This is a genomic window from Streptomyces sp. NPDC053432, from assembly GCF_055585365.1.
The window spans coordinates 20,177-46,188 of sequence record NZ_JBVJKF010000014.1; the positions used below are offsets into that span (position 1 = coordinate 20,177).

At 73.1% G+C, this 26,012-nt stretch carries 22 protein-coding genes; 9 read left to right on the plus strand and 13 right to left on the minus strand.

Annotated elements, in window-relative coordinates:
• Nucleotides 1-15 precede the first annotated feature (15 nt).
• From ACZ6Y1_RS22870 to ACZ6Y1_RS22880, 3 genes are all read right to left on the minus strand, one after another.
• Entirely contained in the window at nt 16-2,070 is a 2,055-nt protein-coding gene (locus tag ACZ6Y1_RS22870; protein ID WP_469632681.1) for a thioredoxin domain-containing protein, read from the minus strand.
• Nucleotides 2,071-2,117: 47 nt separating this feature from the next.
• Entirely contained in the window at nt 2,118-3,428 is a 1,311-nt protein-coding gene (locus ACZ6Y1_RS22875) for a recombinase family protein (protein ID WP_469632684.1), read from the minus strand.
• Between the two features lie 62 nt (nt 3,429-3,490).
• Nucleotides 3,491-4,243: a DUF4344 domain-containing metallopeptidase gene (locus ACZ6Y1_RS22880; RefSeq protein ID WP_469632688.1), complete on the minus strand. Its 753-nt coding sequence runs from the start codon at nt 4,241-4,243 to the stop codon at nt 3,491-3,493.
• 159 nt (nt 4,244-4,402) lie between these two features.
• Between ACZ6Y1_RS22880 and ACZ6Y1_RS22885 the strand changes: the two genes are divergently transcribed.
• Nucleotides 4,403-7,738, plus strand: a complete 3,336-nt coding sequence (locus ACZ6Y1_RS22885; RefSeq protein ID WP_469632691.1) for a tetratricopeptide repeat protein — start codon at nt 4,403-4,405, stop codon at nt 7,736-7,738.
• Between the two features lie 790 nt (nt 7,739-8,528).
• Here ACZ6Y1_RS22885 and ACZ6Y1_RS22890 read toward each other — a convergent pair.
• Nucleotides 8,529-8,753 (minus strand): hypothetical protein, encoded by a 225-nt coding sequence (locus ACZ6Y1_RS22890; protein WP_469632694.1) that lies wholly within the window; start codon nt 8,751-8,753, stop codon nt 8,529-8,531.
• A gap of 2 nt (nt 8,754-8,755) precedes the next feature.
• The gene (mca, locus tag ACZ6Y1_RS22895; RefSeq protein WP_469632697.1) at nt 8,756-9,637 is read right to left on the minus strand and encodes a mycothiol conjugate amidase Mca; all 882 of its coding nucleotides are present in this window, start codon (nt 9,635-9,637) and stop codon (nt 8,756-8,758) included.
• Nucleotides 9,638-9,745: 108 nt separating this feature from the next.
• On the opposite strand from mca, the gene ACZ6Y1_RS22900 reads away from it, so the two are divergent.
• Together ACZ6Y1_RS22900 and greA are read left to right on the plus strand one after the other, a co-directional pair.
• Nucleotides 9,746-10,156 carry a DUF4307 domain-containing protein gene (locus ACZ6Y1_RS22900; RefSeq protein WP_469632699.1) on the plus strand — a complete coding sequence of 137 codons (411 nt, stop codon included), beginning with the start codon at nt 9,746-9,748 and terminating at the stop codon, nt 10,154-10,156.
• A 245-nt stretch (nt 10,157-10,401) separates the two neighbouring features.
• Entirely contained in the window at nt 10,402-10,899 is a 498-nt protein-coding gene (gene greA, locus ACZ6Y1_RS22905) for a transcription elongation factor GreA (protein WP_469632702.1), read from the plus strand.
• A 90-nt stretch (nt 10,900-10,989) separates the two neighbouring features.
• Here the strand turns inward: greA and ACZ6Y1_RS22910 are convergent, their stop codons facing one another.
• The 3 genes from ACZ6Y1_RS22910 to ilvA form a co-directional block, all read right to left on the minus strand.
• Nucleotides 10,990-11,847, minus strand: a complete 858-nt coding sequence (locus ACZ6Y1_RS22910; protein ID WP_469632707.1) for an ABC transporter permease — start codon at nt 11,845-11,847, stop codon at nt 10,990-10,992.
• The gene (locus ACZ6Y1_RS22915; RefSeq protein WP_469632710.1) at nt 11,844-12,884 is read right to left on the minus strand and encodes an ATP-binding cassette domain-containing protein; all 1,041 of its coding nucleotides are present in this window, start codon (nt 12,882-12,884) and stop codon (nt 11,844-11,846) included. Before ACZ6Y1_RS22915 ends, ACZ6Y1_RS22910 begins: the two co-directional genes overlap by 4 nt.
• 168 nt (nt 12,885-13,052) lie before the next feature.
• Entirely contained in the window at nt 13,053-14,285 is a 1,233-nt protein-coding gene (gene ilvA / locus ACZ6Y1_RS22920) for a threonine ammonia-lyase (protein ID WP_469632714.1), read from the minus strand.
• A gap of 216 nt (nt 14,286-14,501) precedes the next feature.
• On the opposite strand from ilvA, the gene ACZ6Y1_RS22925 reads away from it, so the two are divergent.
• From ACZ6Y1_RS22925 to ACZ6Y1_RS22935, 3 genes are read left to right on the plus strand one after another with little or no spacing between them, the layout of a single operon-like run.
• Nucleotides 14,502-15,023: a MarR family winged helix-turn-helix transcriptional regulator gene (locus ACZ6Y1_RS22925; protein ID WP_469632716.1), complete on the plus strand. Its 522-nt coding sequence runs from the start codon at nt 14,502-14,504 to the stop codon at nt 15,021-15,023.
• 53 nt (nt 15,024-15,076) lie between these two features.
• Nucleotides 15,077-15,484, plus strand: coding sequence for a sigma factor-like helix-turn-helix DNA-binding protein (locus ACZ6Y1_RS22930; protein WP_469632718.1), 408 nt, complete (start codon nt 15,077-15,079; stop codon nt 15,482-15,484).
• Nucleotides 15,481-15,735 (plus strand): hypothetical protein, encoded by a 255-nt coding sequence (locus tag ACZ6Y1_RS22935; RefSeq protein ID WP_469632720.1) that lies wholly within the window; start codon nt 15,481-15,483, stop codon nt 15,733-15,735. The genes ACZ6Y1_RS22930 and ACZ6Y1_RS22935 overlap by 4 nt, the downstream gene beginning before the upstream one ends.
• A gap of 248 nt (nt 15,736-15,983) precedes the next feature.
• Here ACZ6Y1_RS22935 and ACZ6Y1_RS22940 read toward each other — a convergent pair whose 3' ends face one another.
• Nucleotides 15,984-17,141, minus strand: coding sequence for a cystathionine gamma-synthase (locus ACZ6Y1_RS22940; protein WP_469632723.1), 1,158 nt, complete (start codon nt 17,139-17,141; stop codon nt 15,984-15,986).
• Between the two features lie 87 nt (nt 17,142-17,228).
• Between ACZ6Y1_RS22940 and ACZ6Y1_RS22945 the strand changes: the two genes are divergently transcribed.
• Nucleotides 17,229-18,338 carry a hypothetical protein gene (locus tag ACZ6Y1_RS22945; protein ID WP_469632726.1) on the plus strand — a complete coding sequence of 370 codons (1,110 nt, stop codon included), beginning with the start codon at nt 17,229-17,231 and terminating at the stop codon, nt 18,336-18,338.
• 77 nt (nt 18,339-18,415) lie between these two features.
• Entirely contained in the window at nt 18,416-19,078 is a 663-nt protein-coding gene (msrA, locus tag ACZ6Y1_RS22950; protein WP_469632729.1) for a peptide-methionine (S)-S-oxide reductase MsrA, read from the plus strand.
• 14 nt (nt 19,079-19,092) lie between these two features.
• On the opposite strand, the gene ACZ6Y1_RS22955 is transcribed toward msrA, so the two are convergent.
• Both ACZ6Y1_RS22955 and ACZ6Y1_RS22960 read right to left on the minus strand, forming a co-directional pair.
• Nucleotides 19,093-21,273: a sulfatase-like hydrolase/transferase gene (locus ACZ6Y1_RS22955; RefSeq protein WP_469632732.1), complete on the minus strand. Its 2,181-nt coding sequence runs from the start codon at nt 21,271-21,273 to the stop codon at nt 19,093-19,095.
• A gap of 137 nt (nt 21,274-21,410) precedes the next feature.
• Nucleotides 21,411-22,457: an NAD(P)-dependent alcohol dehydrogenase gene (locus ACZ6Y1_RS22960; RefSeq protein ID WP_469632735.1), complete on the minus strand. Its 1,047-nt coding sequence runs from the start codon at nt 22,455-22,457 to the stop codon at nt 21,411-21,413.
• Nucleotides 22,458-22,638: 181 nt separating this feature from the next.
• Between ACZ6Y1_RS22960 and ACZ6Y1_RS22965 the strand changes: the two genes are divergently transcribed.
• On the plus strand, nt 22,639-23,526 hold the full coding sequence (locus ACZ6Y1_RS22965; RefSeq protein WP_469632738.1) for a helix-turn-helix transcriptional regulator: 888 nt from the start codon (nt 22,639-22,641) through the stop codon (nt 23,524-23,526).
• On the opposite strand, the gene ACZ6Y1_RS22970 is transcribed toward ACZ6Y1_RS22965, so the two are convergent.
• Nucleotides 23,516-24,463, minus strand: a complete 948-nt coding sequence (locus ACZ6Y1_RS22970; protein ID WP_469632742.1) for a GNAT family N-acetyltransferase — start codon at nt 24,461-24,463, stop codon at nt 23,516-23,518. The genes ACZ6Y1_RS22965 and ACZ6Y1_RS22970 overlap by 11 nt on opposite strands.
• A 194-nt stretch (nt 24,464-24,657) precedes the next feature.
• Nucleotides 24,658-25,929 carry a L,D-transpeptidase gene (locus tag ACZ6Y1_RS22975; RefSeq protein ID WP_469632745.1) on the minus strand — a complete coding sequence of 424 codons (1,272 nt, stop codon included), beginning with the start codon at nt 25,927-25,929 and terminating at the stop codon, nt 24,658-24,660.
• Between the last annotated feature and the right edge of the window lie 83 nt (nt 25,930-26,012).

A 26,012-nucleotide genomic window follows, 5' to 3' on the forward strand; every position in this document is an offset into this window, starting at 1 on the left:
GCTACTCCCGCCACTTCAGGGACGAACCGTACCCAACTGCTGCCCCAGTTCGGCCGGATCGGTCGTAGGCCGCGCGCAGACGAAGTGCCGGCACACGTACGCCGTCGGCAGGTCGCGCACAAGTGTGCGCTCGGCCAGCAGGGGGAACTCGCCGCCGCTCCCGTCCGCCACCCGCGGCAGCCCGACCGCAACCACCGCCCCGGGAGCCGTCCCCAGCAACGCCGCACGGTGCAGGGCCGCCCGGGCCGGGTCCTCCGGATGGCCGACGACCGCCACCTCGCGCGGCCCGTCCAGCAGCGCCTCGGCGACCGCCAGGCCGTGCCCGATGAACCGCGGCGCCCGCGGCCCGAGCGCGTGCACCACGCCCAGCGCCCGCTCGGCCGCCGTACGGTGGGCCTCCGAACCGGTGTGCGCGGCGTACGACAGCAGCGCACCGGCGGCGGCGGTCCAGCCCGACGGGGCCGCGGTGTCGGTCGGGTCCTGGGGGCGGCGGATCAGCTGCTCCGCGTCGTGCGCGGTGTCGTACAGCGACCCGTCCTCGGCGGTGAACCCGTCCAGGACCAGGTCGAGGAGGAAACCGGCGAACTCCAGCCACACCCCCTCGCCGGTGACCGCCGCGAGCGCCAGGAAACCGTCGGCGACGTCGCCGTAGTCCTCCAGCACCCCCGCGTTGGCGCCGACCTGCCCGTCCTTGCTGGTCCGCGCGAGGCGCGCGCGACCATCCATGTGCACCCGCACCAGCAGATCGGCGGCCTCGGTGGCCCGCTCGACGAGGTCGGGCCGCTCGAAGTACGCCCCGCACTCGGCGAGGGCGGCGATGGCCAGCCCGTTCCAGGCCGCCACGACCTTGTCGTCCCGCCCGGGCGCCGGCCGCCGGTCCCGCGCGGCGAGCAGCCGCCGCCTGATCCCCTCCACCCGGACGGCGTCCACCACGGGCCCGTCCTGCGGGAGTTGCAGCACCGACTTCCCGTGCTCGAAGGTCCCCTCCTCGGTCACCCCGAAGTATGCGGCGGCCAGGTCCCCGTCCTCCTCGCCCAGCACCTCGCGCAACTGGGCACCGGTCCAGGCGTAGTAGGCCCCTTCCACGTGCTCGCCGCTGTCCGGGTCCTCACTGTCGGCATCGAGCGCTGAGGCGAAGCCGCCGTGTTCCGTGCGCAGTTCACGCACCATGAAGTCCGCGGTCTCCAGCGCGACACGGCGGGCGAGATCGGAACCGGTGGCCCGCCACAGGTGCGCGTAGACCCGACAGAGCAGCGCATTGTCGTACAACATCTTCTCGAAGTGCGGGACGACCCACTCCCGGTCCACGGAGTACCGCGCGAACCCTCCCCCGAGCTGGTCGTAGATCCCGCCCCGCGCCATGGCCTCACAGGTGTCCGCGGCCATCTGCAGCGCACCCTCCGACCCGGTGCGCGCGTGGTGCCGCAGCAGGAACTCCAGCACCATGGACGGCGGGAACTTCGGCGCCCCGCCGAACCCGCCGCGCACGGCGTCGTACTCCCGCGTCAGCCCGAGCAGCGCCTGCCCGAGCTCCTCGGGCCCGGGCGTGCCGGCCTTCCCGTAGTCCAGCTGCCGCCCGGCCAGGTCCCGCGCGATCTTCCGCGCGACCTCGTCGACCTCCGCGCGCCGCCCCTCCCAGGCGGTACGCACCCCTTCGAGGACCTGCAGGAAGGAGGGCATCCCGTGCCGCGGCTCGGGCGGGAAGTAGGTCCCGAAGTAGAAGGGCTCGGCGTCGGCGGTGAGGAAGACGGTCATCGGCCACCCGCCCTGCCCGGTGGCGGCCTGGACGGCTTCCATGTAGACGGCGTCGATGTCGGGGCGCTCTTCGCGGTCGACCTTGATGTTGACGAAGTGCTCGTTCATGTAGGCGGCGGTCACTTCGTCTTCAAAGCTTTCGAAGCTGAACCGATGGCACCAGTGGCACGAAGAGTAGCCAACACTCAGCAGTACGGGCACTCCCCGCTCCCGCGCCTCCGCGAATGCCTCCGGCGACCAGGGCCACCAGTCGACGGGGTTGTCGGCGTGCTGGAGCAGGTACGGCGAGGTCTCGTTCGCGAGGCGGTTCGGCATACTCCCATCCTGCCGCACCTCCCGACGCCCGGCCCATGACGGGGCCATCAGGCCGCCGGTTCGGCGGCCCCTGTGCGATCAGCCCACTTCCATACCGGAACCACGCGCGAGTAGTCCCAGCTCCGGCAGCCCTTCCTCCCGGGCTTGACCACGAGGTGCGAGAAAACCGAGGCGATCACCTTCCGCTTCTCCTCGAACCCCATCCCGCCCGACTGCCATCGGAGCCGAATCGGCTCCGGCAGTCGTACCCGACCCTGTCCGTCGTCGGGAAAGAGCAGCTTCCCAATCGCATCCTCCGCGAGGGGACCGCTAATGGCGCATCGCCCGCAGCCACGGCCCGACACACAGATGTAGTTGTACGGGCTCTTCAGACTGCGGGTGCTCTTGCCGCCTCCCATGAGCTGATCACACCGGCCGCCACCCACAAGCTCCGCCCCGCAGCGCAGGAACCCGCTCGCGAGATACTTCGGACCCGCCTTGCGATCGGTCAATCTCGGGCTGAGTGGCCCCCGGTGCATGTACAAGCTCCCAGCCGAGAACGTCGAACAGACAGCCTTCCACCGCTCAGGCGGGACAATGGCCTGCCACCCCCCGACCAGCGGACTCCCCGTGGCCGGATCGATCAACAGCGTCCCTCGGTTGGCACGGAAGCCGCACACCCTCGGTGCCGTGATGATCTGTGTGACCGCCGCCGGATTCGGGCGACCACCGCGCGTTCCCCTGACACCCAGAGCAGCCCACTCTCGGGCCACCTCGCCCATGGAGCCACCGGCGATGCGGTGCTCGATCGCCTTGCGGACGAGCTCCGACTCCACCGGGTGCAGTGTCTGCCGGTCCTCCAGCCACCCGAAGGGCCGCGGCCCGCTGTGCGGCAATCCGTCCATGGCGCGGGACCAGTGCCAGTCCTTGACCCGGCGGCTGCGCACCTCCCCCTCGGCGACGGCACCCTGAAGGCATTCCGCGCCCTTCAGGAGACCGGCCTTCGTGTACGGGTCCCGCAAGCCGTCCCTGTCGACGTACACCCGCCCCGGCGCCGAGGTGAGCGCCGCCATGAAGCGAATGAAGTCCTCCGGCTTCCGGTACAACCTGTCATCCGCGACGGCCACGACCCCGTGCAGTGGACCCGCGGTGAAGGCGTGCCCTCGATGCAGGTCGGCGAGGAGGTGATCGAAGCCGGGTCGCTCCCGGTCTTCCTTGGTCGCGCTGCACGCGTTGTCCGTATAGGTGGCGACCACGACGCAGCCGTGCTCACGGGCCGTGCGTTCGTTGATGCGGTGCTGGTGACGCACGCCGCGCGCGTCGCGTTGAGGGGTGTCCTGCGACGTCCGGGCGTACGAGGCGACTGGTATCCGGTCCATGGTGCGCTCCCCCATCGAGAGTTGTTGCGATACTCGCTCAAACTCACGAACCGACGATCGGGTTACGCCCTGATAAGTCGGTTCAGATCCCTGACCCAAGCGTCACGGCTCGCGGCCCACGTCGCCGCGCAGTGGGCGCGGGGTGGGGTGGTCAGGTCCGGGTGGCGGGTGGGGGTGGCGCCCTGGACCGCGCAGCGGTGGGATTCGGCGCGGGTGGCCGGTGGGGCGTGTTCGTCCGAGGGGTCCGGGCCGGGGCCGGCCGCGGCGGCGAGGTCGTAGGCGCGGGCGGCGGTCAGGAGGGTGGTGTCGCCCCCGGGGGTGCGCAGGAGCATCAGCTGGGCGAAGCGGTCGGCGGCGTCCTCCTCGGCCCGGTCGTCGAGTGCCAGGTCCAGGGCGTCGGCGAGGGCGTGACCCGCCTCGTGGTGGATCGTCTCGCGGACGACTTCGGCGAGGTCCCCGTCCGGGTCCGGTGATCCGGCGCGCTCGAACAGTTCGCGGTCCTCGGCGAGGTCGTCGTAGCAGAGTTCCACGAGGTGCTCGGCCGGGTCGTAGCCGGTGCCGTCGCCCGCGCAGGAGCGGACGGCGACGGTGACCCGGTACGGGAGGCGGAGGTAGGCGTTGAGGTCGGACAGCACGGGCTCGACGAGTTTCCGGTCGCGCAGCCAGCGGGCCGCGGCCCCGTCGGCGGGGGCCGGCTCCTCGTAGCGGATCGCGAACTCCGCGCCGGGGTGCGGCTGTCCGGTGCATCCGGGCAGGGGCAGGAGGAGCGCCGCGAGTGCCGTCGCCGCCGCCGTACGGGTGTTCCGTGCCGTCATCAGGTCCCCCGTTCCTGCCCGCCCCATCGACGCGGGGCGACCGCGGGTCGGTTCCGGAAGTGGCCAACTCCCTCTGATCTAGCTCAAGTTCCCTCGCGCAATCGACCGTACCGGCGGACACTTGTGGCACGTTGCCGGAGCTCTCTCAGGGGGATGCCGATGCGGGACAGCCATCGCGGTGAGGCCGAGCGGCTGTTGGTGCGGGCCGTCGACGAGGAGGCCCGGCGGGTGGGTGCGGGAGCGCCGGCCGTCGATCGGGCGGCTCTGCTGGCACGGGGCAGGGAGGCGCTGGACGCGCTCGCCGCGAGTGCGGCGCCCGAGTACGAGGCGTACGTGCGGGCCCTGGACGAGGCCGCGGCCGGGGACGAGTCCCTCGGGGAGGCCTTCCGGCGGGGGAACACCTCGACGGCGGTGCTGGTGACGGCCGTCGCCGCGGCCACGGCCGTCGGGACGGACCTCGCCCTCGGGGTCGCCGCCGGGACCGCGCTGACCACCGGGGCCGTCGTGGGTATCGCCGGGGCGGTGGCGACCGTGGCGAAGGTGACGGCCCTGCACCTGCCGGCCGCGAACCGGCGGGCCGGTGAGCTGGGCCGGCCGGGCGGGCCGGAGCAGTTGCGGCTGCAGTGGCTGTCGGCGCTGGAAGTGCGCGGGATCCGGCCGTTCCTGGAGGCCCAGCGGAAGGTGTCCGCGGCGGCGGCCCGGGCCCCCCGACCCGCGGCGCCGCAGCTGCGCGGCACCGACCGCAGTGCGGAGGCCCGGCGGCGCAGTGCGCTGGAGCAGTCGTTCGGGCAGCTGCCGGATCCGTCGGGGGTGTTCGCGGGCCGGCGGGCGGAGCTGACCCGGATCGCGCAGTGGGTGCAGGCGGCGCGGGCCAGCACGGAGACCCGGCCGGTGGTCGTGGTGCTGCACGGCGAACCGGGGGTGGGCCGCACGGCCCTGGCGCTGCGGGCGGCGCACGGTCTGCGGGACCAGTTCAAGGGCGCGTGTGTGGTGGACCTGCGGGGCGGCGGCGGGGCGACGGGCGCGGGCGGGGGCACGGAGGCGCCGCTGTCGACGCGGGAGGCGCTGCTGCACCTGCTGAACCGGTTGGGCGCGCCCCGTGAGCAGTTGCTGTTCCGTGAGGGCGCTTCGGCGGAGCAGCAGGTGCGGCGCCTCGGCGAGCTGTACCACCAGCATCTGCAGGGGCTGGCGGTGACGGTGGTCCTGGACGACGCGGTGGACGCGGAACAGGTGCGGGTGCTGGTGCCGGAGCGTTCGGAGAGCCTGGTGCTGGTGACGGCGCGGGAGCCGCTGGAGCTGCCCGCGGACCTTCCCGCCTGGGTGCACCAGCTTCCGGTGGAGCGGCTGGGGCCGCAGGACGCGGCGGAGCTGGTGCGGGCGGTGCCCGCGGCGGAGGGTGCGGGCGGGGCGGCGGGTGAGGCGGCCCCGGAGGCCGTCGCGGCGGTCGTGCGGCTGAGCGGCGGGTTGCCGCTGGCGCTGCGGCTGCTGGGCCCGTCGGTACGTGCGGGCGTGCTCCCCGGAGCCGAGGCCGGGGGCGAGGTCGAAGCCGGAGCCGGGGCCGGGGCCGGGGCCGGGGCCGGCGGTGCGCATCCGGTGGAGACCGCGCTGCGGGTCGCCGACGCCCGGCTCGCGGAGCCGGCGCGGCAGTTGCTGCGGCGGCTCCCGCTGGCCGGGCGGGCGTCCCTCGGCGGTGCGGCGGCGGCCGCGCTGGCCGACGTACCGGAGCAGGCGGCGCTGCGGCTGCTGGAGGAGCTGTGGGAGGCGGGGCTGATCGAGCGGGTGCGCGGTCAGCGGTTCCGGATGCACGACGCGGTACGCGCGTACGCGGCGGCGCGGCTGGCCGCGGACGAGGACCGGGAGTCGGCGGTGGCGGCGCACGAGCGGCTGATCCGCGTGTACGCGCAGCTCGCGGACTCGGTGATCCGGATGGTGGACGGGAAGATGTCGACGCGGGCCAACCAGTTCGGGGTGCACGGTTTCACCTCGCTGGACGCGGCGCTGCGCTGGCTGGACGACGAGTCGAGCTTCATCACGGCGGCGCTGCGGCATTCCGAGGGCGTGGACCAGCAGGCGGTGCTGGATCTGCTGGGCGCGCTGTGCGACTTCTGCCTGCTGCGCGGGGACCTGTACCGGCTGGGTGAGATCGACGAGCTGACGCAGGCCGTGGCGGCGGCCGGCCGGGCCGGGGACGCGAGCGCGGAGGAGGGCGGGGCCGGGGACGGCGGGGACCGGCAGGGGCGGCTGGTGCGGTCGGTGCAGTGGCGTACCGGTATCGCGGCCCGGCAGCTGGGCGAGCTGGACAAGGCCCGTACGACGCTGACCTCGGTGGTCGACCAGTACATGGAGGCGCACCAGGAGGCGGGGGCCGCGATGGCGCTGGTCTCGCTGGGCATCACGCTGCACCACCAGGGCAATCTGCCGGAGGCGGCGGCCCGCATCCGCGAGGCCCTCGTCCTGCAGGAGCCGGCGGAGCTGGCGGGCGACCGGGCGTGGGGTCTGCACGCGCTGGCGGCGGTCGAGCGGGACCTGGGGCGGCTGGCGGAGGCGACGGCGCTGCTGGAGCGGTCGCTGGCCCTGCACCGGGAGAGCGAGAGCGTGCACGGCGAGGCGTGGGCGCACTTCCAGCTGGGTCAGGTGCGCCTGCGGTTCGGCGACGTGGCGCGGGCGGAGTCGGAGCTGCGGCTGGCGCTGGACCTGTACGGGCGCACCCGCGACGACCGCGGTGAGGCCTGGGCGCTGACGCAGCTGGGCCGGGCCCGGGTGGTGGACGGGGATCCGGGGGCTGCGCTGGAGCGGCTGCGGGACGCGCTGGCGCGGCACCGGGAGGCGGAGGACGCGCGCGGTGAGGCGTGGACGCTGTACCACCTCGGACAGGCGCTGGAGGAGGCGGGCGAGCGGGACCAGGCGGTACGGGAGCTGGAACGGGCCCGCACGATGTTCTCGCGGATGCGGGACGTGTACGGGCTGGCGCACGCGCGGCACCACTCGGGCCGGGTGACGCGGGACCAGCGGGCGGCGCAGACGGGCAACCTGCGCAACTCCGGCTTCGCGCGGCAGCTGCTGGTGGACGCGCGGGCGGACTTCCGGCGGATCGGGCTGGCCCACGGCGAGGCGTGGACCTGTCTGGAGCTGGCCGTGGTGGACGCGGGCAACGGGCGGGTCTCGCAGGCGCTGGGGCTGTGCGAGGAGGCGGTACGGCTGTTCATCTCGTACGGGGACCGGCGCGGGGAGGACTGGGCGCGGTTCCTGCGGTGCACGATGCTGCCGTACGCGGTGCCGGCCGCGCCGGAGGAGGCGCGGGCGGAGCTGGCCCGCCTGTCGGCTGCGCCGCATGGCGCGCGGGACGGGCGGCTGGAGGACTGCCTGGAGACGTACGGGGTGATCCTGGGCCGGGGCGCGGACCCGGCGGAGGGCTGGCAGGCGTGGCGCCTGGGCCTGGTCCCGGACCTCGTGGCCCGCGAAATCATGGGCGTCCCGGGCCCGACCCCACCGTAAGCCCGACCCTTGCCTATGCACCCCGCCGGCGCTTGAGGCCCGGGGCCGGGGCGGAGCCCGATCCAGCCCCGCCCGGCGTCCGAGGCGCGGGCCCAGGCGGAGCCCGATCCAGCCCCGCCGGCGCTTGAGGCGCGTGCCCGGGGCGGGGCCCAATCCAGCCCCGCCCGGCGTCCGAGGCGCGGGCCCGGGCGGAGCCCGATCCAGCCCCGCCCGGCGTTCGAGGGCCGGCCCGGGGCGGAGCCCAATCCAACCCCGCCCGGCGTCCGAGGCGCGGGTCCAGGCGGGGCCCGATCCAGCCCCGCCGGCGCTTGAGGCGCGGGGTCTGAGGCGGAGCCCAATCCAGCCCCGCCCCGCGTTCGAGGCGCGGGGCCGGGCGGGCCCGATCCAGCCCCGCCGGCGTTTGAGGCGCGGGGTCTGGGGCGGAGCCCCAGGGAACGGTGGAAGGGCGGGTAGGGGACCGGCTCCGCGCAGCGGCACCCCGGCCCGGCCCGCCGGCATCGGCACCCCGGCCCGGCCCGCACGCAGGGACCGCCGGGCCCGGCCGCGCGCCGGGGCACCTCCTCGGGCGTCGAACCTGCAGAGGCACCGGCAAGCAGGGCGTGGTTGCGTTCGACGCCCTGCGGGGGCACCCCGCCGCACACCCGACCCCGACGGCGGGGGGGGGGTAGCAGCGGGGCCGACCCCGACGAGCAACCGCGTTCACGCCTTGCGGGAGCCGGCCGGGCACGCGTACGGCGCCCCGCGAGCCGCACCCCGCCGCGCCGCCGGGCGTGAAGCGCGGGCCGGGGTTCTACGGGGTCCGGGGGGACTCCGCCGGCGCGGAGGCCGGTTCCGGGGTCTCCTCGAAGTTCACCCGGCCCATGTGCCGGTTCATCGACTTCATCAGGGCCCACGTCCCAAGGGCGAGGACCGCGAACACGATGAACCCCAGGATTCCGGGGGTCACCTTGTTCTTGTCGAACGTGTCGGCCGCCAGCGGAAGGAACTGGGTGATTGCTGCCTGGGTAGCGCTCATGGCTATGCATTCTCCCGGATGCCGGCGAAGAGGTCGGACTCGGGGAGGGAAGTGTCGACGAGCGACTTGGCCAGCTCGTACTCCTCCGTCGGCCAGACCTCCTTCTGGATGTCCATCGGGACGCGGAACCAGCCGCCGTCCGGGTCGATCTGCGTGGCGTGCGCGATGAGCGCCTTGTCGCGGATCTCGAAGAAGTCGGCGCAGGGGATGTGGGTGGTCAGGGTCCGCTCCTTGCGCTCGAACTCCTTCCACCGCTCCAGCCACTCGCCGTAGGGGGACTCCATGCCGCGGGCGAGGAGGGCCTCGTGCAGGGCGACGGTGCGGGGCTTGTTGAAGCCCTGGTTGTAGTAGAGCTTCTGCGGCTGGTACGCCGGGCCGAACTCGGCCTCCGGGTACTTCTCGGTGTCGGCCGCGCCCTCGAAGGCCACCATGGAGATCTTGTGGGTCATGATGTGGTCGGGGTGCGGGTAGCCGCCGTTCTCGTCGTACGTCGTGACGACCTGCGGCTTGAACGCGCGGATCTTCTTCACCAGCGCGCCGGCGGCCTCGTCGACGTCCGCGAGGGCGAAGCAGCCCTCGGGCAGCGGCGGCAGCGGGTCGCCCTCCGGCAGGCCGGAGTCCACGTATCCGAGCCATTCCTGTTCGATGCCGAGGATCTGGCGGGCCTCGTCCATCTCCTTGGCGCGCACCTCGTGGATGTTCTCCTCGATGTACTTGTCGCCCTGGAGCTTGGGGTTCAGTACGGATCCGCGCTCGCCACCGGTGCAGGTGACGACCATCACGGGGATCCCTTCGGACACGTACTTGGCCATGGTGGCCGCGCCCTTGCTCGACTCGTCGTCGGGGTGGGCGTGGACGGCCATCAGTCGAAGCTGCTCGGTCAAGACAGGATCCTCTGTGATTCGGCGCGACGGTCGGCTTCTATAGTGACCGAACCGGGGGACGGAAAATTCCGGGGGTGCCTCACCCTTCCCCAGCGAGAGGAATCGATCATGAGCGGCGTGCGCGAGGGGCTGCCCGAGGGCCGGTACGGCCGGTCGGCGGACGAGCGTGCGGACCGGAAGCTCAAGATCGTCGGGTCGGTCCTGGGCGTCGTGCTGCTGGGTGTGATCGGCTGGATCGGCTGGGACTACATGGCCGGTCAGAGCGTCAGCGCCGAGGTGATCAAGTTCCAGGTGGTCTCCGACACCGAGGTGAAGGTGCACCTGGAGGTGCGCAAGGACGCCTCGCGGACCGGGGTGTGCACGCTGACCTCGCAGGACAAGGAGCACGCCGAGGTGGGCCGTGCCGACTTCACGTTCGCGCAGTCCGCGTCGCGGGTGGACGAGGTCGTGTCGCTGAAGACCACCGGGCGGGCTGCGGTGATCGAGCTGGTCGGCTGCCAGCCCGCCGCCGGGGGCTGACGGGTCCGCTCGCCGCGTCCGGGCGTCGGGTTCGTCACTCCGGCTCGTCCGCCACGCCCGGGTGGGTCATCCTGGAAGTGCGGGAGCCGCCGAGCCGCCCGCCCGGGCGAGGACGGCCCGGCCGGGCCTTCCCCGGACATCACGGAGGCGCTCGGGTCCTCCCCCTTTTCTTCCCGAATTGTTAGGCTCGTGGTTTCGCCCGCCGCTGGCGGCCATGTAGTCCCCTGTACCGACGAGGAGCACCCGTGACCCAGACGAGCGAGAGCGTCACCTGGCTGACCCAGGCGGCGTACGACCAGCTGAAGGCAGAGCTGGACTACCTCTCTGGTCCCGCACGCACGGAGATCGCCACGAAGATCGCAGCCGCCCGCGAGGAGGGCGACCTGCGCGAGAACGGCGGTTACCACGCGGCCAAGGAGGAGCAGGGCAAGCAGGAACTGCGCGTCCGCCAGCTCACGCAGCTCCTGGAGAACGCCAAGGTCGGCACCGCCCCGGCGTCCGACGGCGTGGTGGCCCCCGGCACCGTCGTGAAGATCGCCTTCGACGGCGACGAGGACGACACGATGGAGTTCCTGCTGGCGTCGCGCGAGTACGCGTCCGCGGACTTCGAGACGTACTCCCCGCAGTCCCCGCTGGGCAGCGGTGTGATGGGCAAGGCGGTCGGCGAGGACGCCGAGTACGAGCTGCCGAACGGCAAGACGGCCTCGGTCCGGATCCTCGACGTCAAGCCCTTCACCGGCTGATCACCCTGCCTCTTGCGCCGATGCCCGGCCGGACAGCTGACTGTTCCGGCCGGGCATCGGCGTTCGCGCGTGCGGTACGTGGCCCGTGCGCTACGCCGTCGCCGAGCGGTACTTGCGCACGGCCAGGGTGCGGAAGGCCGCGATGATCAGCACCGACCAGAGGATCGAGGCGATCACCGGGTGCTGCATGGGCCAGGCGTCCGGGACGGGGTAGCCCTCCGGGAGGTTGCCGAAGAGCACGCGGGCGGCCTGGACGGTGGCGCTGAAGGGGTTCCACTCCGCGATGGTCTGGAGGAAGGACGGCATGTTCTCGGACGGCACGAAGGCGTTCGAGATGAACGTCAGCGGGAAGAGCCAGATCAGCCCGCCCGAGGTGGCCGCCTCCGGGGTGCGCACCGACAGGCCGATGAGGGCGCCGATCCAGGAGAAGGCGTAGCCGAGCAGGAGCAGCAGGGCGAAGCCGGCGAGGACCTCTCCGAAGCTGGTGTGGGTGCGCCAGCCGACGAGCAGCGCGACGACGGCCAGGACGACGAGGGTGACCGAGGTCTGGACGAGGTCGGCCAGGGTGCGCCCGGTCAGGACCGCGCCGCGGGCCATGGGCAGGGAGCGGAAGCGGTCGATGAGGCCCTTGTGCATGTCGTCCGCGATGCCCGCGCCCGCGCCGGCGGTGGCGAAGGTGACGGTCTGGGCGAAGATGCCCGCCATCAGGAACTCGCGGTAGGCCTGCGGCGAGGTGCTGCCGCCGACGCTGATCGAGCCGCCGAAGACGTAGCTGAAGAGCACGACGAACATGACCGGCTGGATCAGCCCGAAGATGATCATCTCGGGGATCCGGGACATGCGGATCAGGTTCCGCTTGGCGATCACCAGGGAGTCGGCCGCGCTCTGGACGACGCCGCCGCGCGGGCGCGGTGCGGTCAGTTCCGGGGTGCGGGAGGTGAGGGTCACTTCGCCATCTCCTTCCGCGCCGCCCTGCGGCCCTGGGCGCCGGCCGCGCCGCTCTCGCCCGCGCTCGCGTGGTCGTCGCCGTTCTCGTCCGCCTCGCGTTCGGCGGCGTGACCGGTCAGGGATATGAACACGTCGTCGAGGGTGGGGCGGCGCAGGCCGATGTCGTCGATCTCGATGCCCCGGCCGTCGAGTTCGCGGATGACCTCGGCGAGCAGCTTGGCCCCGCCGGAGACCGGCACGGTCAGCTTGCGGGTGTGCTCCTCGACCGTGGTCTCGCCCTTGCCGAAGGCGGCGAGGACCTCGCGGGCGGTGGTGATGTGGTCGCGTTCGTGGACGACGACCTCCACGCGCTCGCCTCCGGTACGGGCCTTGAGCTGGTCGGACGTACCGCGGGCGATGACCTTGCCGTGGTCGACCACGCAGATGTCGTGCGCGAGGTGGTCGGCCTCCTCCAGGTACTGGGTGGTGAGGAGCAGGGTGGTGCCGCCCGCGACCAGCTCCTTGATGATCCCCCACAGCCGCTGCCGGTTGCGGGGGTCGAGGCCGGTGGTCGGCTCGTCCATGAACATCACGGGCGGGCTGACGACGAGGGCCGCGGCGAGGTCGAGCCGTCGGCGCATGCCGCCGGAGTAGGTCTTGGCGGGGCGGTCGGCCGCGTCGGAGAGCTGGAAGCGTTCGAGCAGTTCCTCGGCCCGGGCCTTCGCCGCCCTGGCCCTCATCTGGTAGAGCTGCCCGACCATCTGGAGGTTCTCGCGGCCGGTGAGGTATTCGTCGACGGCGGCGAACTGGCCGGAGAGACCGATGGCCCGCCGTACCTCGTTGGGGTGTTTGAGCACGTCGATCCCGGCGACGACGGCCTTGCCGCTGTCGGGCCGGAGGAGGGTGGTCAGGACGCGTACGGTCGTGGTCTTGCCCGCGCCGTTCGGGCCGAGCAGACCCAGGACGGTGCCTTCGGGGACATCGAGGTCCACGCCGTCCAGAGCCCGTACATCACCGAAGGTCTTGACCAGACCCTCGGCGTAGATGGCGCCTGGCATACGGATTCTCCCAGTGCGATTCGGGCCAGCAGAATCAGTGCAATCGGTGCAATCAGCGGGTTACTACGCAGATCATATGGGTGCCGCGCAGCCTCCGCCCGGCCGAACGGGGGATTTCCCCGTTCACCCGAGCGCACGCTATCGCGTCATATCGCGTACTACCAGTGGTCAGTCCATCACCGTGTAACCGGCGCTGTGCAGCGAGCGCGCGACCTCCGCGCAGTGCTCCGGCCCCTTCGTCTCCAGCTGCAGCTCCACCTCCACCTCCGTGAGGCCCAGCCGCGGGTCGGTCCGCACGTGACTCACGTCCAGCACGTTCGCGTCCACCCCCGACAGCACCCCCAGGAGTCCGGCCAGGGCCCCCGGCCGGTCGGCCACCCGCAGCCGCAGCGACAGGTACCGGCCCGCCGCGGCCATGCCGTGCCGCAGGATCCGCTGGAGCAGCAGCGGATCGACGTTGCCGCCGGACAGGACGGCCACCACCGGCCCGTCGTCGTACCGTTCGGGTTCGCTCAGCAGCGCGGCGACCGGACTGCACCCGGCCGGCTCGACCACCAGCTTCGCCCGCTCCAGGCAGAGCAGCAGGGCGCTGGAGAGCGCGTCCTCCGACACCGTGCGGACGTCGTCGAGGAGCTCGCCGATGATCCTGAAGGGGACGTCCCCGGGGCGGCCGACCTTGATGCCGTCCGCCATCGTCGTCGGGTTGTCGATGGACACCGGGTGCCCGACCAGCAGCGAGGGCGGGTACGCGGCCGCGCCCGCCGCCTGGACGCCGATGACCTTCACGTCGGGCCGCAGCGCCTTCACCGCCACCGCGACACCGGCCGCGAGACCGCCGCCCCCGATGCCGACGAGGATGGTCCGCACCTCCGGGCACTGCTCCAGGACCTCCAGGCCCACCGTGCCCTGGCCCGCGATGATGTCCCGGTGGTCGAAGGGGTGGATGAACACCGCCCCCGTGCGGTCGGCGTAGTCCTGGGCGGCCGCGAGGGTCTCGTCGACGACCTGCCCGTGCAGGCGCACCTCCGCGCCGTACTCCCGCGTCGCCGCCACCTTCGGCAGCGGCGCCCCGACCGGCATGAACACCGTCGAACGCACCCCGAGCAGGGAGGACGCCAGCGCCACGCCCTGCGCGTGGTTGCCCGCACTGGCCGCCACGACACCGGCCGCCCGCTGCTCCGGGCGCAGACCCGAGATGCGCACGTACGCGCCGCGCAGCTTGAAGGAACCGGTGCGCTGGAGGTTCTCGCACTTGAGGTGGACCGGTGAGCGCGTGAGGGAGGAGAGGTACCGGCTGCCCTCCATCGGGGTGATCCGGGAGACGCCGGACAGCATCTTCTGGGCTCCGCGGACGTCGTCGAGGATGACCTGCGGAACGGGATGGGGCACTCGGTAGACCATGCCGCCAGTCTCCCAGCCCGCGGACGGCCCGGCTCCGGCCGCGGACCGCTCCCGGCAGGGGTCCCGACAAGGGGCGAAATCTCGCCATCCGGGACACCTCCGGGCGGTCGTCCCGGACCGGCCGTATCAGTTCTCGTACGGGGCGTACGAGCCGCCGCACGGCCGCGTACTCTGTCCCCCATCCTTGTCGGACCCACGCGAAGAGAGCCCACGGCCATGCCTTCCTACCCGGCCAATTCCGACCTGCCCGCGGCGCCGGACGCGCCCGCCGGAGCGGGTCTCCTCGACGCGCTCCAGCACCAGGTCGCCGTCTTCGCGCGCCGCGCCGAGCAGACCCGCCTGGGCGGCGTCGGCCAGGCCCGCAACTCCATGGACCGGGCCGCGTACCTGCTGCTGAACCGGCTCGACCTGGAAGGCCCGATGGGCGTCAAGGCGCTCGCCGGCGGCATGGGCATCGACTCCTCCACCGTCACCCGGCAAGTCGCGCCGCTCGTCGACAGCGGCCTGGTCAAGCGGACTTCGCACCCGGAGGACGGGCGGGCCGTGGTCCTCGCGCTGTCCCCGCGGGGGCTCGCGCGGCTGGAGGAGGTCCGTTCCTCGCGGCGCGAGCTGATGGCACGGGTCACGGAGGGATGGAGCGAGGGGGAGCGCGAGTCGTTCACGACGCTGCTGACGCGCTTCAACCTGTCGCTGTCCGAGCTGATGGCCGCCGTGGCCGACGCCGGCCCGGCCTCCTGACGTACGTCATACCCCTTGACCTGGACGGTCCCGCTGCCCGCACTATGTGACCCATGCGGGCGGTGGAGCAACGCTTGGGCCCCTACGCGGAGTTCGAGGCCTTCGTCGCGGGTGCGGCGGGGCGGCTCCTGCACGTCGCGGTCCTGCTGACCGGTGAACCGGAGGCGGCCCGACGGCTGCTGGCGGGCGCGCTGGCCCGGACGTACGCCGACTGGCGGCGCGTGCGCGGGGACGACCCGTACGACTTCACCCGCCGGGAACTGTGCGCCGCGTTCGCCCGTACCGGCCGGCGCCACGTCCGGGGCACGGGGCTGCTGGCCCGGCTGAGCCCGCTGGAGCGGCTCGTACTGGTGCTGCGGATCTACGAAGGGGTCGCGGAGGAGGTCACCGCGGCGCAGCTGGGGCTGCCGCCCGAGCGGGTCCGCGTGCTGTGCAACCGGGCCGTGGCGGAGCTGCGGTGAGCGGCTTCCCGGACCGCAGGGAGGCCCGGGTGCGGGACCTGATGGAGGGCCCGTACCCGGTGGTCCCGCCGGGCCTCGCCGCGGGCGCGGCGGCGCGCGGGGGCCGCATCCTGCGCCGCCGGCGGGCCCTGCGGCGCGTCGGCTGGGCCGTCCTGCTGGCGGCGCTGGCCGCCTTCACGATCTGGGCCGCCGCGACCCGGCCGTGGGCCCTCCCCCCGAGCGACATCTCCCCGCCGCTGGAGGGCTGGTAGAACCCCGAGGCCCCGCCGGCGTTTGAGGCGCGGGGCCCGGGGCAGCGCCCCGGCAGCGGCGCCGCACGGGCTCCAGCCGCCGCCATTTCAGGCCCAGGGGCCCGGGGACAGCGGCCCCGCACGCCTCCAGCCCCGCCGGCGTTTGAGGCGCGGGGCCCGGGGCAGCGCCCCGGCAGCGGCGCCGCACGGCGACACCGCGCCCACCCCCGCCGGGCAGCCGGGGCGGAGCCCGGCGGGGGTGCGGGGCGTCAGCCCAGGGCCTGGGTCAGGTCCGCGAGGAGGTCGTCCGCGTTCTCGATGCCCACCGACAGCCGCACCAGGTCCGCCGGAACCTCCAGCGCCGACCCCGCCACCGACGCGTGCGTCATCCGCCCCGGGTGCTCGATCAGCGACTCGACGCCGCCCAGCGACTCACCGAGCGTGAACAGCTTCGCCCGGTTGCAGACCTCGACCGCCGCTTCCTCGCCGCCGACGACCTGGAACGACACCATGCCGCCGAAGTTCCGCATCTGCTTGGCCGCCACCTCGTGCCCCGGGTGCTCCGGCAGGCCCGGGTAGAGGACCTTGTGCACCTTCGGGTGCCGCTTCAGCAGCTCGACGACCTTCGCCGCGTTCTCCGCGTGCCGGTCCATCCGGACCGCCAGCGTCTTGATGCCGCGCAGCACGATCCACGAGTCGAAGGGCCCGGCCACCGCGCCCATCGCGTTCTGGTGGTAGGCCAGTTCCTCACCGAGCGCCGCGTCCGCCGTGACCAGCGCGCCGCCGACGACGTCCGAGTGCCCGCCCATGTACTTCGTCAGCGAGTGCACGACCACGTCCGCGCCGAGCGCGAGGGGCTGCTGGAGGTAGGGGGAGGCGAAGGTGTTGTCCACGACCAGCTTGGCGCCGGCCGTCCGCGCGATGTCGGCGACGACCGCGATGTCGGTGATGCCGAGGAGCGGGTTGGAGGGGGTCTCGACCCAGATGACCTTGGTCTTCGGGGTCAGGGCCGCGCGCACGGACTCCGCGTCGGAGGTGTCGGCCACCGACCACTCCACGCCCCAGCGGGAGACGACCTTCGCGAAGAGGCGGAAGGTGCCGCCGTACGCGTCGTTCGGGATGACCACGTGGTCGCCCGGGGAGAGCAGCGTACGCAGCAGGCAGTCCTCCGCGGCGAGGCCGGAGGCGAAGGCGAGCCCGCGCCGGCCGCCCTCCAGCGCCGCGAGGTTCTCCTCCAGCGCGGTGCGGGTCGGGTTCGCGCTGCGGCTGTACTCGTAGCCGCCGCGAAGTCCGCCGACGCCGTCCTGCTTGTACGTGGAAACCTGGTAGATCGGGGGTACGACCGCGCCGGTCAGCGGGTCCGCCGTGTTGCCCGCGTGGATCGCGCGGGTCTCGAAGCTCTGGTGCTCGTGGCTGTCGTCGCTCATGGTCAGATGCTATGCCCCGGCGCGGGGTACGGCCCCAGGTCAGCCCCCTGTTGGCATCCGGCCATGTCGGTCTGGTTCGCTTGTGGCATGGAGATTCTGTGGTTCCTGTTCGCGGTCGGCTGGCTCGCGGTCATCGTCGCTGTGTTCGTACGGCGCAAGCGCGGCGGCGGCTTGCGCCTCGTCGAGCCGGGCAGCCCTGACGCTGCGGATCCGGCGGACTACGGTTTCGACCGGCAGGAGGACCTCGACATCCGGGTCCCCGGGCCCGACCAGGACCTGATGGACGCCCTCGACAACGTGCAGCGCACCGGCCAGTGGCAGGCGGCCTCCCAGCTGCTCGCCGGGACCCCGGTCGAGGGCGAGCAGCGCTGGCAGCGCGTGCAGGCCTTCGGCGGGGCCGCGGCGCTGGAGCTGGTGCGGGAGCCGGGTGTGGGCGCGCAGTGGCTGAAGGGCTGGCGGCTGGAGGCGGAGAAGGACGCGGGCGGCGCGCAGGTGCACGCGGAGCTGCTGGTGCAGCAGGCGTGGCGGGCCTCGGGCGGGGTCGGCTCCGACGACCACCGGATCATCCTGGAGGAGGCCCGCGAGGCGTGCCGCAAGGCCGCCCTGCTGGCGCCGGGCGACCCCGTCCCGTACATCACGGAGCTGGCGATCGCGCGGGGCCTCGGCTACTCGGAGGCCGAGTTCGACGCGCTGTGGGCGAAGGTCATCGACCGGGCGCCGGCGCACATGGGCGCGCACCTGGCGGCGCTGCACTACTGGTGCGAGAAGTGGCACGGCTCGCGGGAGAAGGCGGACGCGTTCGCGCACGCGGCGGCGGCGCGCGCCCCGCAGGGCTCGCTGCTGGCGGCGCTGCCGCTGTTCTCTGTGTACGAAAACCTCCCGGACGTGGTTCTGACCGGCGGTTTCTACCAGAGCGCGGTGGTGACCCGGGCCGTGGAGGGCGCGCTGTACGCGGTGCACCAGGCGCGGCCGGACGACCCGATGCTGGCGCACGTGCGGCACATGCTGCTGTCGTTCCTGGTGAACATGGAGCGGTGGGCGGAGGCGATGGAGCAGGTCCGGCACGTGGACGGCTACGTGGGCGCCCTCCCGTGGTCCGCCTCGCCGGACCCGGCGGCGCACTACGCGGTCTTCCGCGCCCTGGCGGTGGCGGGCTACGAGGCGAACGGCGGCTCCCCGGCCACTCTTCCCCAGTAGGTGCGGATGACGGGGCGTGCGGCGCGGGAATCCCGGCACGCCCCGGTCCGTTGAGGGGGTACCGAAGGAGGCGACCCATGTTCTCGTACCGCCGCACGCCCGAGCTCCCCACCCGCGAGGAGGCCCTGACGGGCCGCGCGGAGCCGCTGTTCACGCTCCCCGACCGGCACACGGTCCTCGGCAACCCGCTGGCCGGCCCCTACCCCGCCCACCTCGAAGTGGCCGACTTCGGCCTGGGCTGTTTCTGGGGCGCGGAGCGCAAGTTCTGGCAGACCCCGGGGGTGTGGACCACCCTGGTCGGCTACCAGGGCGGCTTCACCGAGAACCCGACGTACGAAGAGGTCTGCTCGGGTCTGACCGGCCACACCGAGGTCGTCCGGGTCGTCTTCGACCCGTCCCTCGTCTCCTACGAGACGCTCCTGAAGGTCTTCTGGGAGTCCCACGACCCCACCCAGGGCTTCCGCCAGGGCAACGACGTCGGCACCCAGTACCGCTCGGCGGTCTACACCCACTCCCCCGCCCACCAGAAGACGGCGGAGGCCTCCCGCGACGCCTACCAGAAGGTCCTGACGGGTTCGGGCTACGGCCAGATCACCACGGCCGTCCTCCCGGCGTCGGAGCGCCCCTTCTGGAACGCGGAGGCGTACCACCAGCAGTACCTGGACAAGAACCCCGGCGGCTACTGCGGCATCGGCGGCACGGGTGTGAGCTGCCCGATCGGTGTGGCCGCCGCGGAGTGATTGACGCCCTGTGACTAGACCACCGTCACGTACGGCAGCGCCCAGGACGTGTGGTCGTAGGAGGTGCGGGCGTTGGCGTCCTCCACCACCAGGTGGAGGACGCGGACGCCCGTCACGTCCAGGTCGATGCGGGCCGGGCCGCCGGCGCCCGTGAGGGTGGCGGTGGTGTGGAGGGTGCGGCCGTCGCCCCGGACGATGGCGCGGGTGGCGCCGACGGAGGACTGCTTCGTCGAGAAGTCGTCGATGCCGACGAGCGCGGTGAAGCGGGACACTCGCCCGCCCAGGTGGTAGACGATCTCCGAGGGGGCGTGGACGCCGAGGCCCTTGGGGTACGTCACGCCGCCGAAGGCGATCGGGGTGCCGTCGCCCGCCGCCTGCTTGCCGTTGGAGCGGTCGATCTCGACCGGCCCCCAGCCGTTGGTGGCCGAGACCCACGGGAGGTCGCTGAGGTAGCCGTCCCGCGCGGGCGGGGCCGGGAGCGGGGCGTAGCGGGTGGGGGCCGTGAAGGCGAGGGCGGACGAGGTGGTGGCCCGCGGGGTGAGCAGCGCGGCCGTCGTCGAGGGGGCGGTCACCCGCCAGGTCGTGGTCAGCGCCTCGCCGGGTGCCAGGGAGGTCGCGGTGGCCGGTGAGGCCGGGGTGGCCGTCCAGCCCGCGGGGGCCGGAAGGGTCACGGCGACGTCCGGCCAGGGGCGGGCGGTGCCGTTCGAGACGGTCGTGGTGACGGTGCCGGCCGAGGCGTCCGCGAGCGCCGTCAGGCCCCACGCGCGGCGCACGTAGGTGTCCGCCCACGAGGCGCGCAGGAGGGTAGTCAGGGCCGAGACCACCGACGGGTTCGCCGCGGCCACGTCGTTCTTCTCGGCGAGGTCCGTCTTCAGGTCGTACAGCTCGAACGCCCACTGGGCGTCCGGCACGGTGCGGTCCCGCGCCGGGGCGAACCGTACGGCCTTCCACTGGTCCTTGCGGATGGCCTCGGCCACCTGCTTCGCGCGGCCACCGTCCTGGGTGTTGGCCCGGCTGGTGACGCCCTGCTCGTCCCGGTACCAGTACAGGTGGTTGTGGAGCGGTGCCAGATCCGGCCGGCCGGTCAGGACCGCGGCCGCCGAGAGGCCGTCGATGTCGGAGGGGGCCGGTGCGCCGCCCGCGAGTTCGGCGAGGGTGGGCAGGACGTCGTGGAGCGGGGTGGGGCGGGCGCTCGTGGTGCCCGCAGCGATCCGGCCGGGGGCCCAGGCGATGAGCGGGACGCGTACGCCGCCCTCGTACAGGTTGCGCTTGTAGCCGCGCAGCGGGCCGTTGGCGTCGAAGAGGTCGGGGTTGACGCCGCCCTCCTCGTGCGGGCCGTTGTCGGAGGCGATCAGGACCACGGTGCGCTCGGCGATGCCGAGGGCCTTCAGCCGGTCGACGACCGCGCCGACCTGCGCGTCGAGGTGGCTGATCTGCGCCGCGTGCGCCTTGTTGGCCTGGGTCCAGGACTGCGAGGCGTACGCGCCGGTGTCGGGGATCTCGCTGGGGGCGTGCGGGAGGTTCGGGGCGAGGAAGAGGAGGAAGGGGTCGGTGCCGGCCGCGTGGGCGTCGATGAAGGCGAAGGCGCGTTCGGCGATGGCGTCGGGGGCGAAGGTGCCCGCCGGGACGGTCTCCTTGGCGCCGTTGTGCCACAGGTACGCCGGGTAGTACTCGTGGGCGTGGCTGTGGTCGATGTACCCGTAGAACTCCTCGAAGCCGCGCGCTCCCGGGTGGCTGGGCTGGTCCGCGACCTCGGGGCCGAAGCCCCACTTGCCGAACAGGCCCGTACGGTAGCCCCGCGCGCGCAGCACCTCCGCGAAGGTGGTGTCCCCGGGGCCGAGGCTGCCCTGGCCGCCGCTGGACGGGTTGGCGCGGACGGCGCAGTGGCCGGTGTGCAGGCCGGTGAGCAGGGCGGCGCGGGAGGGCGCGCAGACGGCGGCCGCGGAGTAGGCGTCGGTGAACCGGAGTCCCTCGGCGGCGAGCCGGTCGATGCGCGGGGTGCTGATCAGCTTCTGCCCGTACGCGCCCAGGTCGCCGTAGCCGAGGTCGTCGGCCAGGACCACCACCAGGTGGGGGAGACCGGCGGGGGCGGTGCCGTCCGCCGCGGCCGCCGGGGCCGCCGCCGGGAGCTGCGGAAGGGTGGCGAGGCCGACGGCGGCCGCGGAGCCGGCGAGGAAATTGCGGCGGCTGGGCATGGGAACTCCTCGGCGGTGGAAGGGCGTTGGAGTGATCATCCGCGGCGCGCGGCGCCGGGACCATGCACGGGGCATGAAGAGCGTGTGACACCGGGCGCGGGCGCCGCCGCACCCCGCCCGGCCGGGCCGGTCCCGGGTCAGATCGTGGAGGTGTCGATCACGAAGCGGTAGCGGACGTCGCTCGCCTCCACCCGCTCGTACGCCTCGTTGATCTGCTCGGCGGCGATCACCTCGATCTCCGCACCCAGCCCGTGCTCCGCGCAGAAGTCCAGCATTTCCTGGGTCTCGGCGATCCCCCCGATCATCGACCCGGCGAGGGTCCTGTTGCCGCTGATGACGGAGAACAGGCTGAGGGAGACGGGCTCCTCCGGGGCGCCGACGTTGACGAGCGCGCCGTCGACCTTCAGCAGGCCGAGGTAGGCGTCCAGGCGCAGCGGCGCGGAGACCGTGGACAGGACCAGGTCGAAGGTGCCGGCCAGCTTCTCGAAGGTGGTCTCGTCGCCGGTGGCGTAGTAGTGGGAGGCGCCCAGCCTGAGACCGTCCTCCTGCTTGCGCAGCGACTGCGACAGGACGGTGACCTCCGCGCCCAGGGCCGCGGCGATCTTCACGCCCATGTGGCCGAGGCCGCCGAGGCCGACGATCGCGACCTTCTTGCCGGGGCCCGCCTGCCAGCGCCTGAGCGGGGAGTAGAGGGTGATGCCGGCGCACAGCAGCGGGGCGGCGGCGTCGAGGGCGAGGCCGTCGGGGATGCGGACGGCGTAGTTCTCGTCGACGACGAGATGGGTGGAGTAGCCGCCGTACGTGGGCTCGCCGTTCCTGTCGCGGGCGTTGTACGTGCCGGTCGCGCCCTGGACGCAGAACTGCTCCTGCCCGCCCAGGCAGTACGCGCACTCCCGGCAGGAGTCGACGAAGCAGCCGACGCCCACCCGGTCCCCGACCGCGAACCTGGTGACGCCCGGGCCGGCTTCGGTGACGACACCGGCGATCTCGTGGCCGGGGACCATGGGGTAGATGCCCTCGCCCCAGCCGTCGCGGGCCTGGTGGATGTCGGAGTGGCAGATGCCGGCGTACTTGATGTCGATGAGGACGTCGTGCTCGCCGACGGGGCGGCGCGGGACGGTGGTGCGCTCCAGCGGGGCCTTGGGGGCCGGGGCCGCGTAGGCGGCGACCTGGGTGACGGACATGGGTGGGGTGCTCCTCGTCGGCGGTGGGGATCGGGGTGTCGCTCCCCGGTGACGTCGTCCACACTGCCCGCCGGGGCGGCGGACACCCAGCACCCTGCTCTTCCTAGGACTGGCGTGCCTACCAATGGCGGGGTCAGGCTCGGCCCCGCACCCGCATCCGCCCTCCCGGGATACTGGCGGCATGGACCAGCTTGATCAGCGTGCCGAGCTCGGTGAGTTCCTCCGCTCCCGGCGGGCTCGGCTGCGCCCTGCGGATGTGGGCCTGCCGGACTACGGGCGTCACCGGCGGGTGCCGGGGCTGCGCCGCGAGGAGCTCGCGCAATTGGCGGGGGTGTCCGTCGCGTACTACACGCGGCTGGAGCAGGGCGCCGGGCACAACGTGTCGGCGGAGGTGCTGGACGCGATCGCGCGCGCCCTGCGGCTGGACGGCACCGAGCGGGCGCACCTGACCCATCTGGCGCGCCCGAGGGCGCGCAGGCGCCGCCAGGGGCACCGCCCGCAGCAGGTGCGGCCGGAGCTGCGGACGCTGCTGGACGCGATGGACGGCGTACCGGCGTATCTGGTGGGGCACCGGCAGGACGTCATCGGCTGGAACCGGCTGGCGGCGGCGGTCTTCGGAGACTTCGGGAGGCTGCCGGCGGCGGAACGGAACCTGGTGCGGCTGGTGTTCCTGGACGAGTCGACCGCCGAGCTGTACCGGGACTGGGAGTGCCGGGCGTGCGAGGTCGTCAGCAATCTGCGGATGTACGCCGGGCGCAACCCGGACGACGAGCAGCTGTCGGCGCTGGTCGGGGAACTGTCGGTGAAGAACGAGGAGTTCAGGCGGCTGTGGGCGGCGCACACCGTGGCGGACAAGACGCACGGGGTGAAGGTGCTGCGGCATCCGCTGGTGGGTGAGCTGCGGCTGTCCTTCGAGACGCTGCGACTCCCGGACGACCCGGGGCAGTCGCTGGTGGCCTTCCACGCGGCGCCGGGCTCCCCGTCCGCGGACGCGCTGCGGCTCCTGGCGTCCTGGTCTGCCCCCGGGGAGGGGGCCGACCAGGACCGGGACCCCGCTGCTACAGCTTGAGCTGGTAGTAGGCCGTACCGCGTTCGCGCCGGTAGCCGAGGGCCTCGTTCACCCGGCGCATGGGGGTGTTCTCGTCGGCGACCGTCGTGGCGATCTGCCGCAGGGCGGGATGGCGGTGCACGGCCAGCGTCTGCATGTGCCGCTTCACGGCCCGGCCGAGGCCGCGGCCCCGGTGGGCGGGGACGACGACGGTGTCGTACTGGAGTGCCCGCGGGCCGGCCGGGTCGGGCAGGACCAGTTCCGTGTAGGCCGCGACCTCGCCTTCCGGGGTCACGGCCGCGACGGTGGTCAGCTCGCCGCCGCGGTCGAGGATCAGCTGCTGCGCCGCGTGGAGCCTGCTCGCCGTCCAGGTCTCCGTCCGCTCGTCCACGTCGCCGGTGGGCGCGTCCTCCATCGCCCCGTGGGCGTGGGCGAGCGGCCCGGCCCAGTCGTCCGGGGCGAGGCCGTGCCAGACCTTCAGCTCGTACCCGGGGACGGGCTCCTCCCGCACCTGGGGCCGCGTCACTTCCTGTACGTACCAGGCCATCGGCAGGACGTTCTCGAAGCCGAGGGACTCCGCGAAGGCCTGCCCCGGGCCTCCCAGGTCCACCATCGTGGAGACCGAGGTGCGGCCGTCGGCGAGGAGTTCCTCCCGGACCCGCTGCCACAGGGCCGTGCCGGTGCCCCGGCGGCGGGCGTCGGGGTGTACGGCCAGCACGTCGAGGAACGCGGTCTTGGCGTTGGCCTCGTCGCTGAACAGGAGCAGCCCCGCCACGGCGGCGCCGTCCGCGGACGCCCATCGTGCGGCGCGCCCGCGCGCCGGTGCCACGCGCAGCCGGCCGCCGACCTCGACGCGGGAGGGCGGTGGCAGGTCGGTGGCCGCGGCGGCGGCCAGGACGGCGAGCCAGGCGTCCACTTCGGGGTCGGTCGGGGGCACGGCGAGGGATCGGATCGTCATGCCGGGACCCTAGAACGGCGCCCGCCCCGCCGGCCGGGGATTTTCCGCCGCCGGGCGCGCCGCGCCGCCTGAGCCTGGGCGACGGCCACGGCCACGGCCACGGCCACGGCCACGGCCACGACAACAAGGAAGGCGGGGACCCCGTTCGGGATCCCCGCCTTCCTCGGCGGTTCATTTCGGGCGGATCACGGTCGTCAGACCGCGGAGCCCGCCTTCCAGTCGGCCCAGCTCATGTTCCAGCCGTTGAGGCCGTTGTCGGGCGTGATGGTCTTGTCCGGGGAGTTGATCACCGTCACCACGTCGCCGATGAGCGAGTTGTCGTAGAACCACGCCGCCGGCTGGTTGGGGTCGTTCGCGCCCTTGGCGTCGTTCAGGCCGACACAGCCGTGGCTGGTGTTGACGCTGCCGAAGACCGAGTCCGCTCCCCAGTAGTTGCCGTGGATGAAGGTGCCGGAGGTCGACAGCCGCATCGCGTGCGGGACGTCCTTGATGTCGTACTCGCCCTTGCCCTCCTCGTTCTTGAAGCCGACGGTCGAGCCGTCCATCCGGGTCTCCTTGAACTTCTCGGAGATGACCATCTGGCCGTTGTAGGTCGGGTTCTGCGGGGAGCCCGCCGAGATCGGGATGGTCTTGAGGACCGCGTCGTCCCGGGTGACCGTCATCTTCTTGGTCTTCGTGTCGACCGTGGAGACCTGCTTGCGGCCGATCTTGAAGGTGACGGTCTTGTTCTGGACGCCCTGGACGCCGGGCGCGCCCTGCACGCCTTCGAGCGCGAGCTTCATCGTGACGGTGGAGTTCGCCTGCCAGTAGTTCTCGGGGCGGAAGTCCAGGCGCTGCGGGTTGAACCAGTGGCCGACGACTTCCTGGCCGCTGCTGGACGTGACCGTGATCGCCGACTGGACGGCCTTCTTGTCCTTGATCGGCTTGTTGAAGGTGATCGAGACCGGCATGCCGACGCCGACCGTCTGGCCCTCGTCCGGGATGAACGAGCCGACGAAGCTGTTCTCCGGGGAGACCGTGGTGAACGAGGCGTTCTCGTGGGCCTCGCGGCCCGCCTCGTCCTTCGCGGTCGCCGACAGGGCGTACTTCGTCGAACGCTTCAGCGCGCCGTCGGGCTTCCAGCTCTTGCCGTCGGCGGCGATCTTGCCGGCGACGGCGGTGCCCTCGGAGGTCTTGAGCTCGACGGCCGTGAGCGTGCCGTCACTGACGGCGACGGTGGTCGCGTCGTTGAGACCGACGTTGGTGGCGCCGTCCTTGGGCGTGATCGTTATCTTGGCCTTGGAGGCGTCCTTCGCCGCCGCGGCGTCGACGTCCGCCTGGGACTTGCTGCTCTCGCCCGCGTTCGGCTTGTCACCGCCCCCGCCGTCGTTGCACGCCGAGAGCACCAGTACGCCACCGAGCACGGCGGATATGGCCATCAAAGACCTTCTCCGCCGCTTGCTGTCCGTCCTCACACGCCACTCCATCGTTGCCGGAGACCCCGGGGCTGCCGTCCCGGGGTTGGGCCGGGCAGGGGGAGATCACCCCTGCCCCGCCCTGACAACGCGCT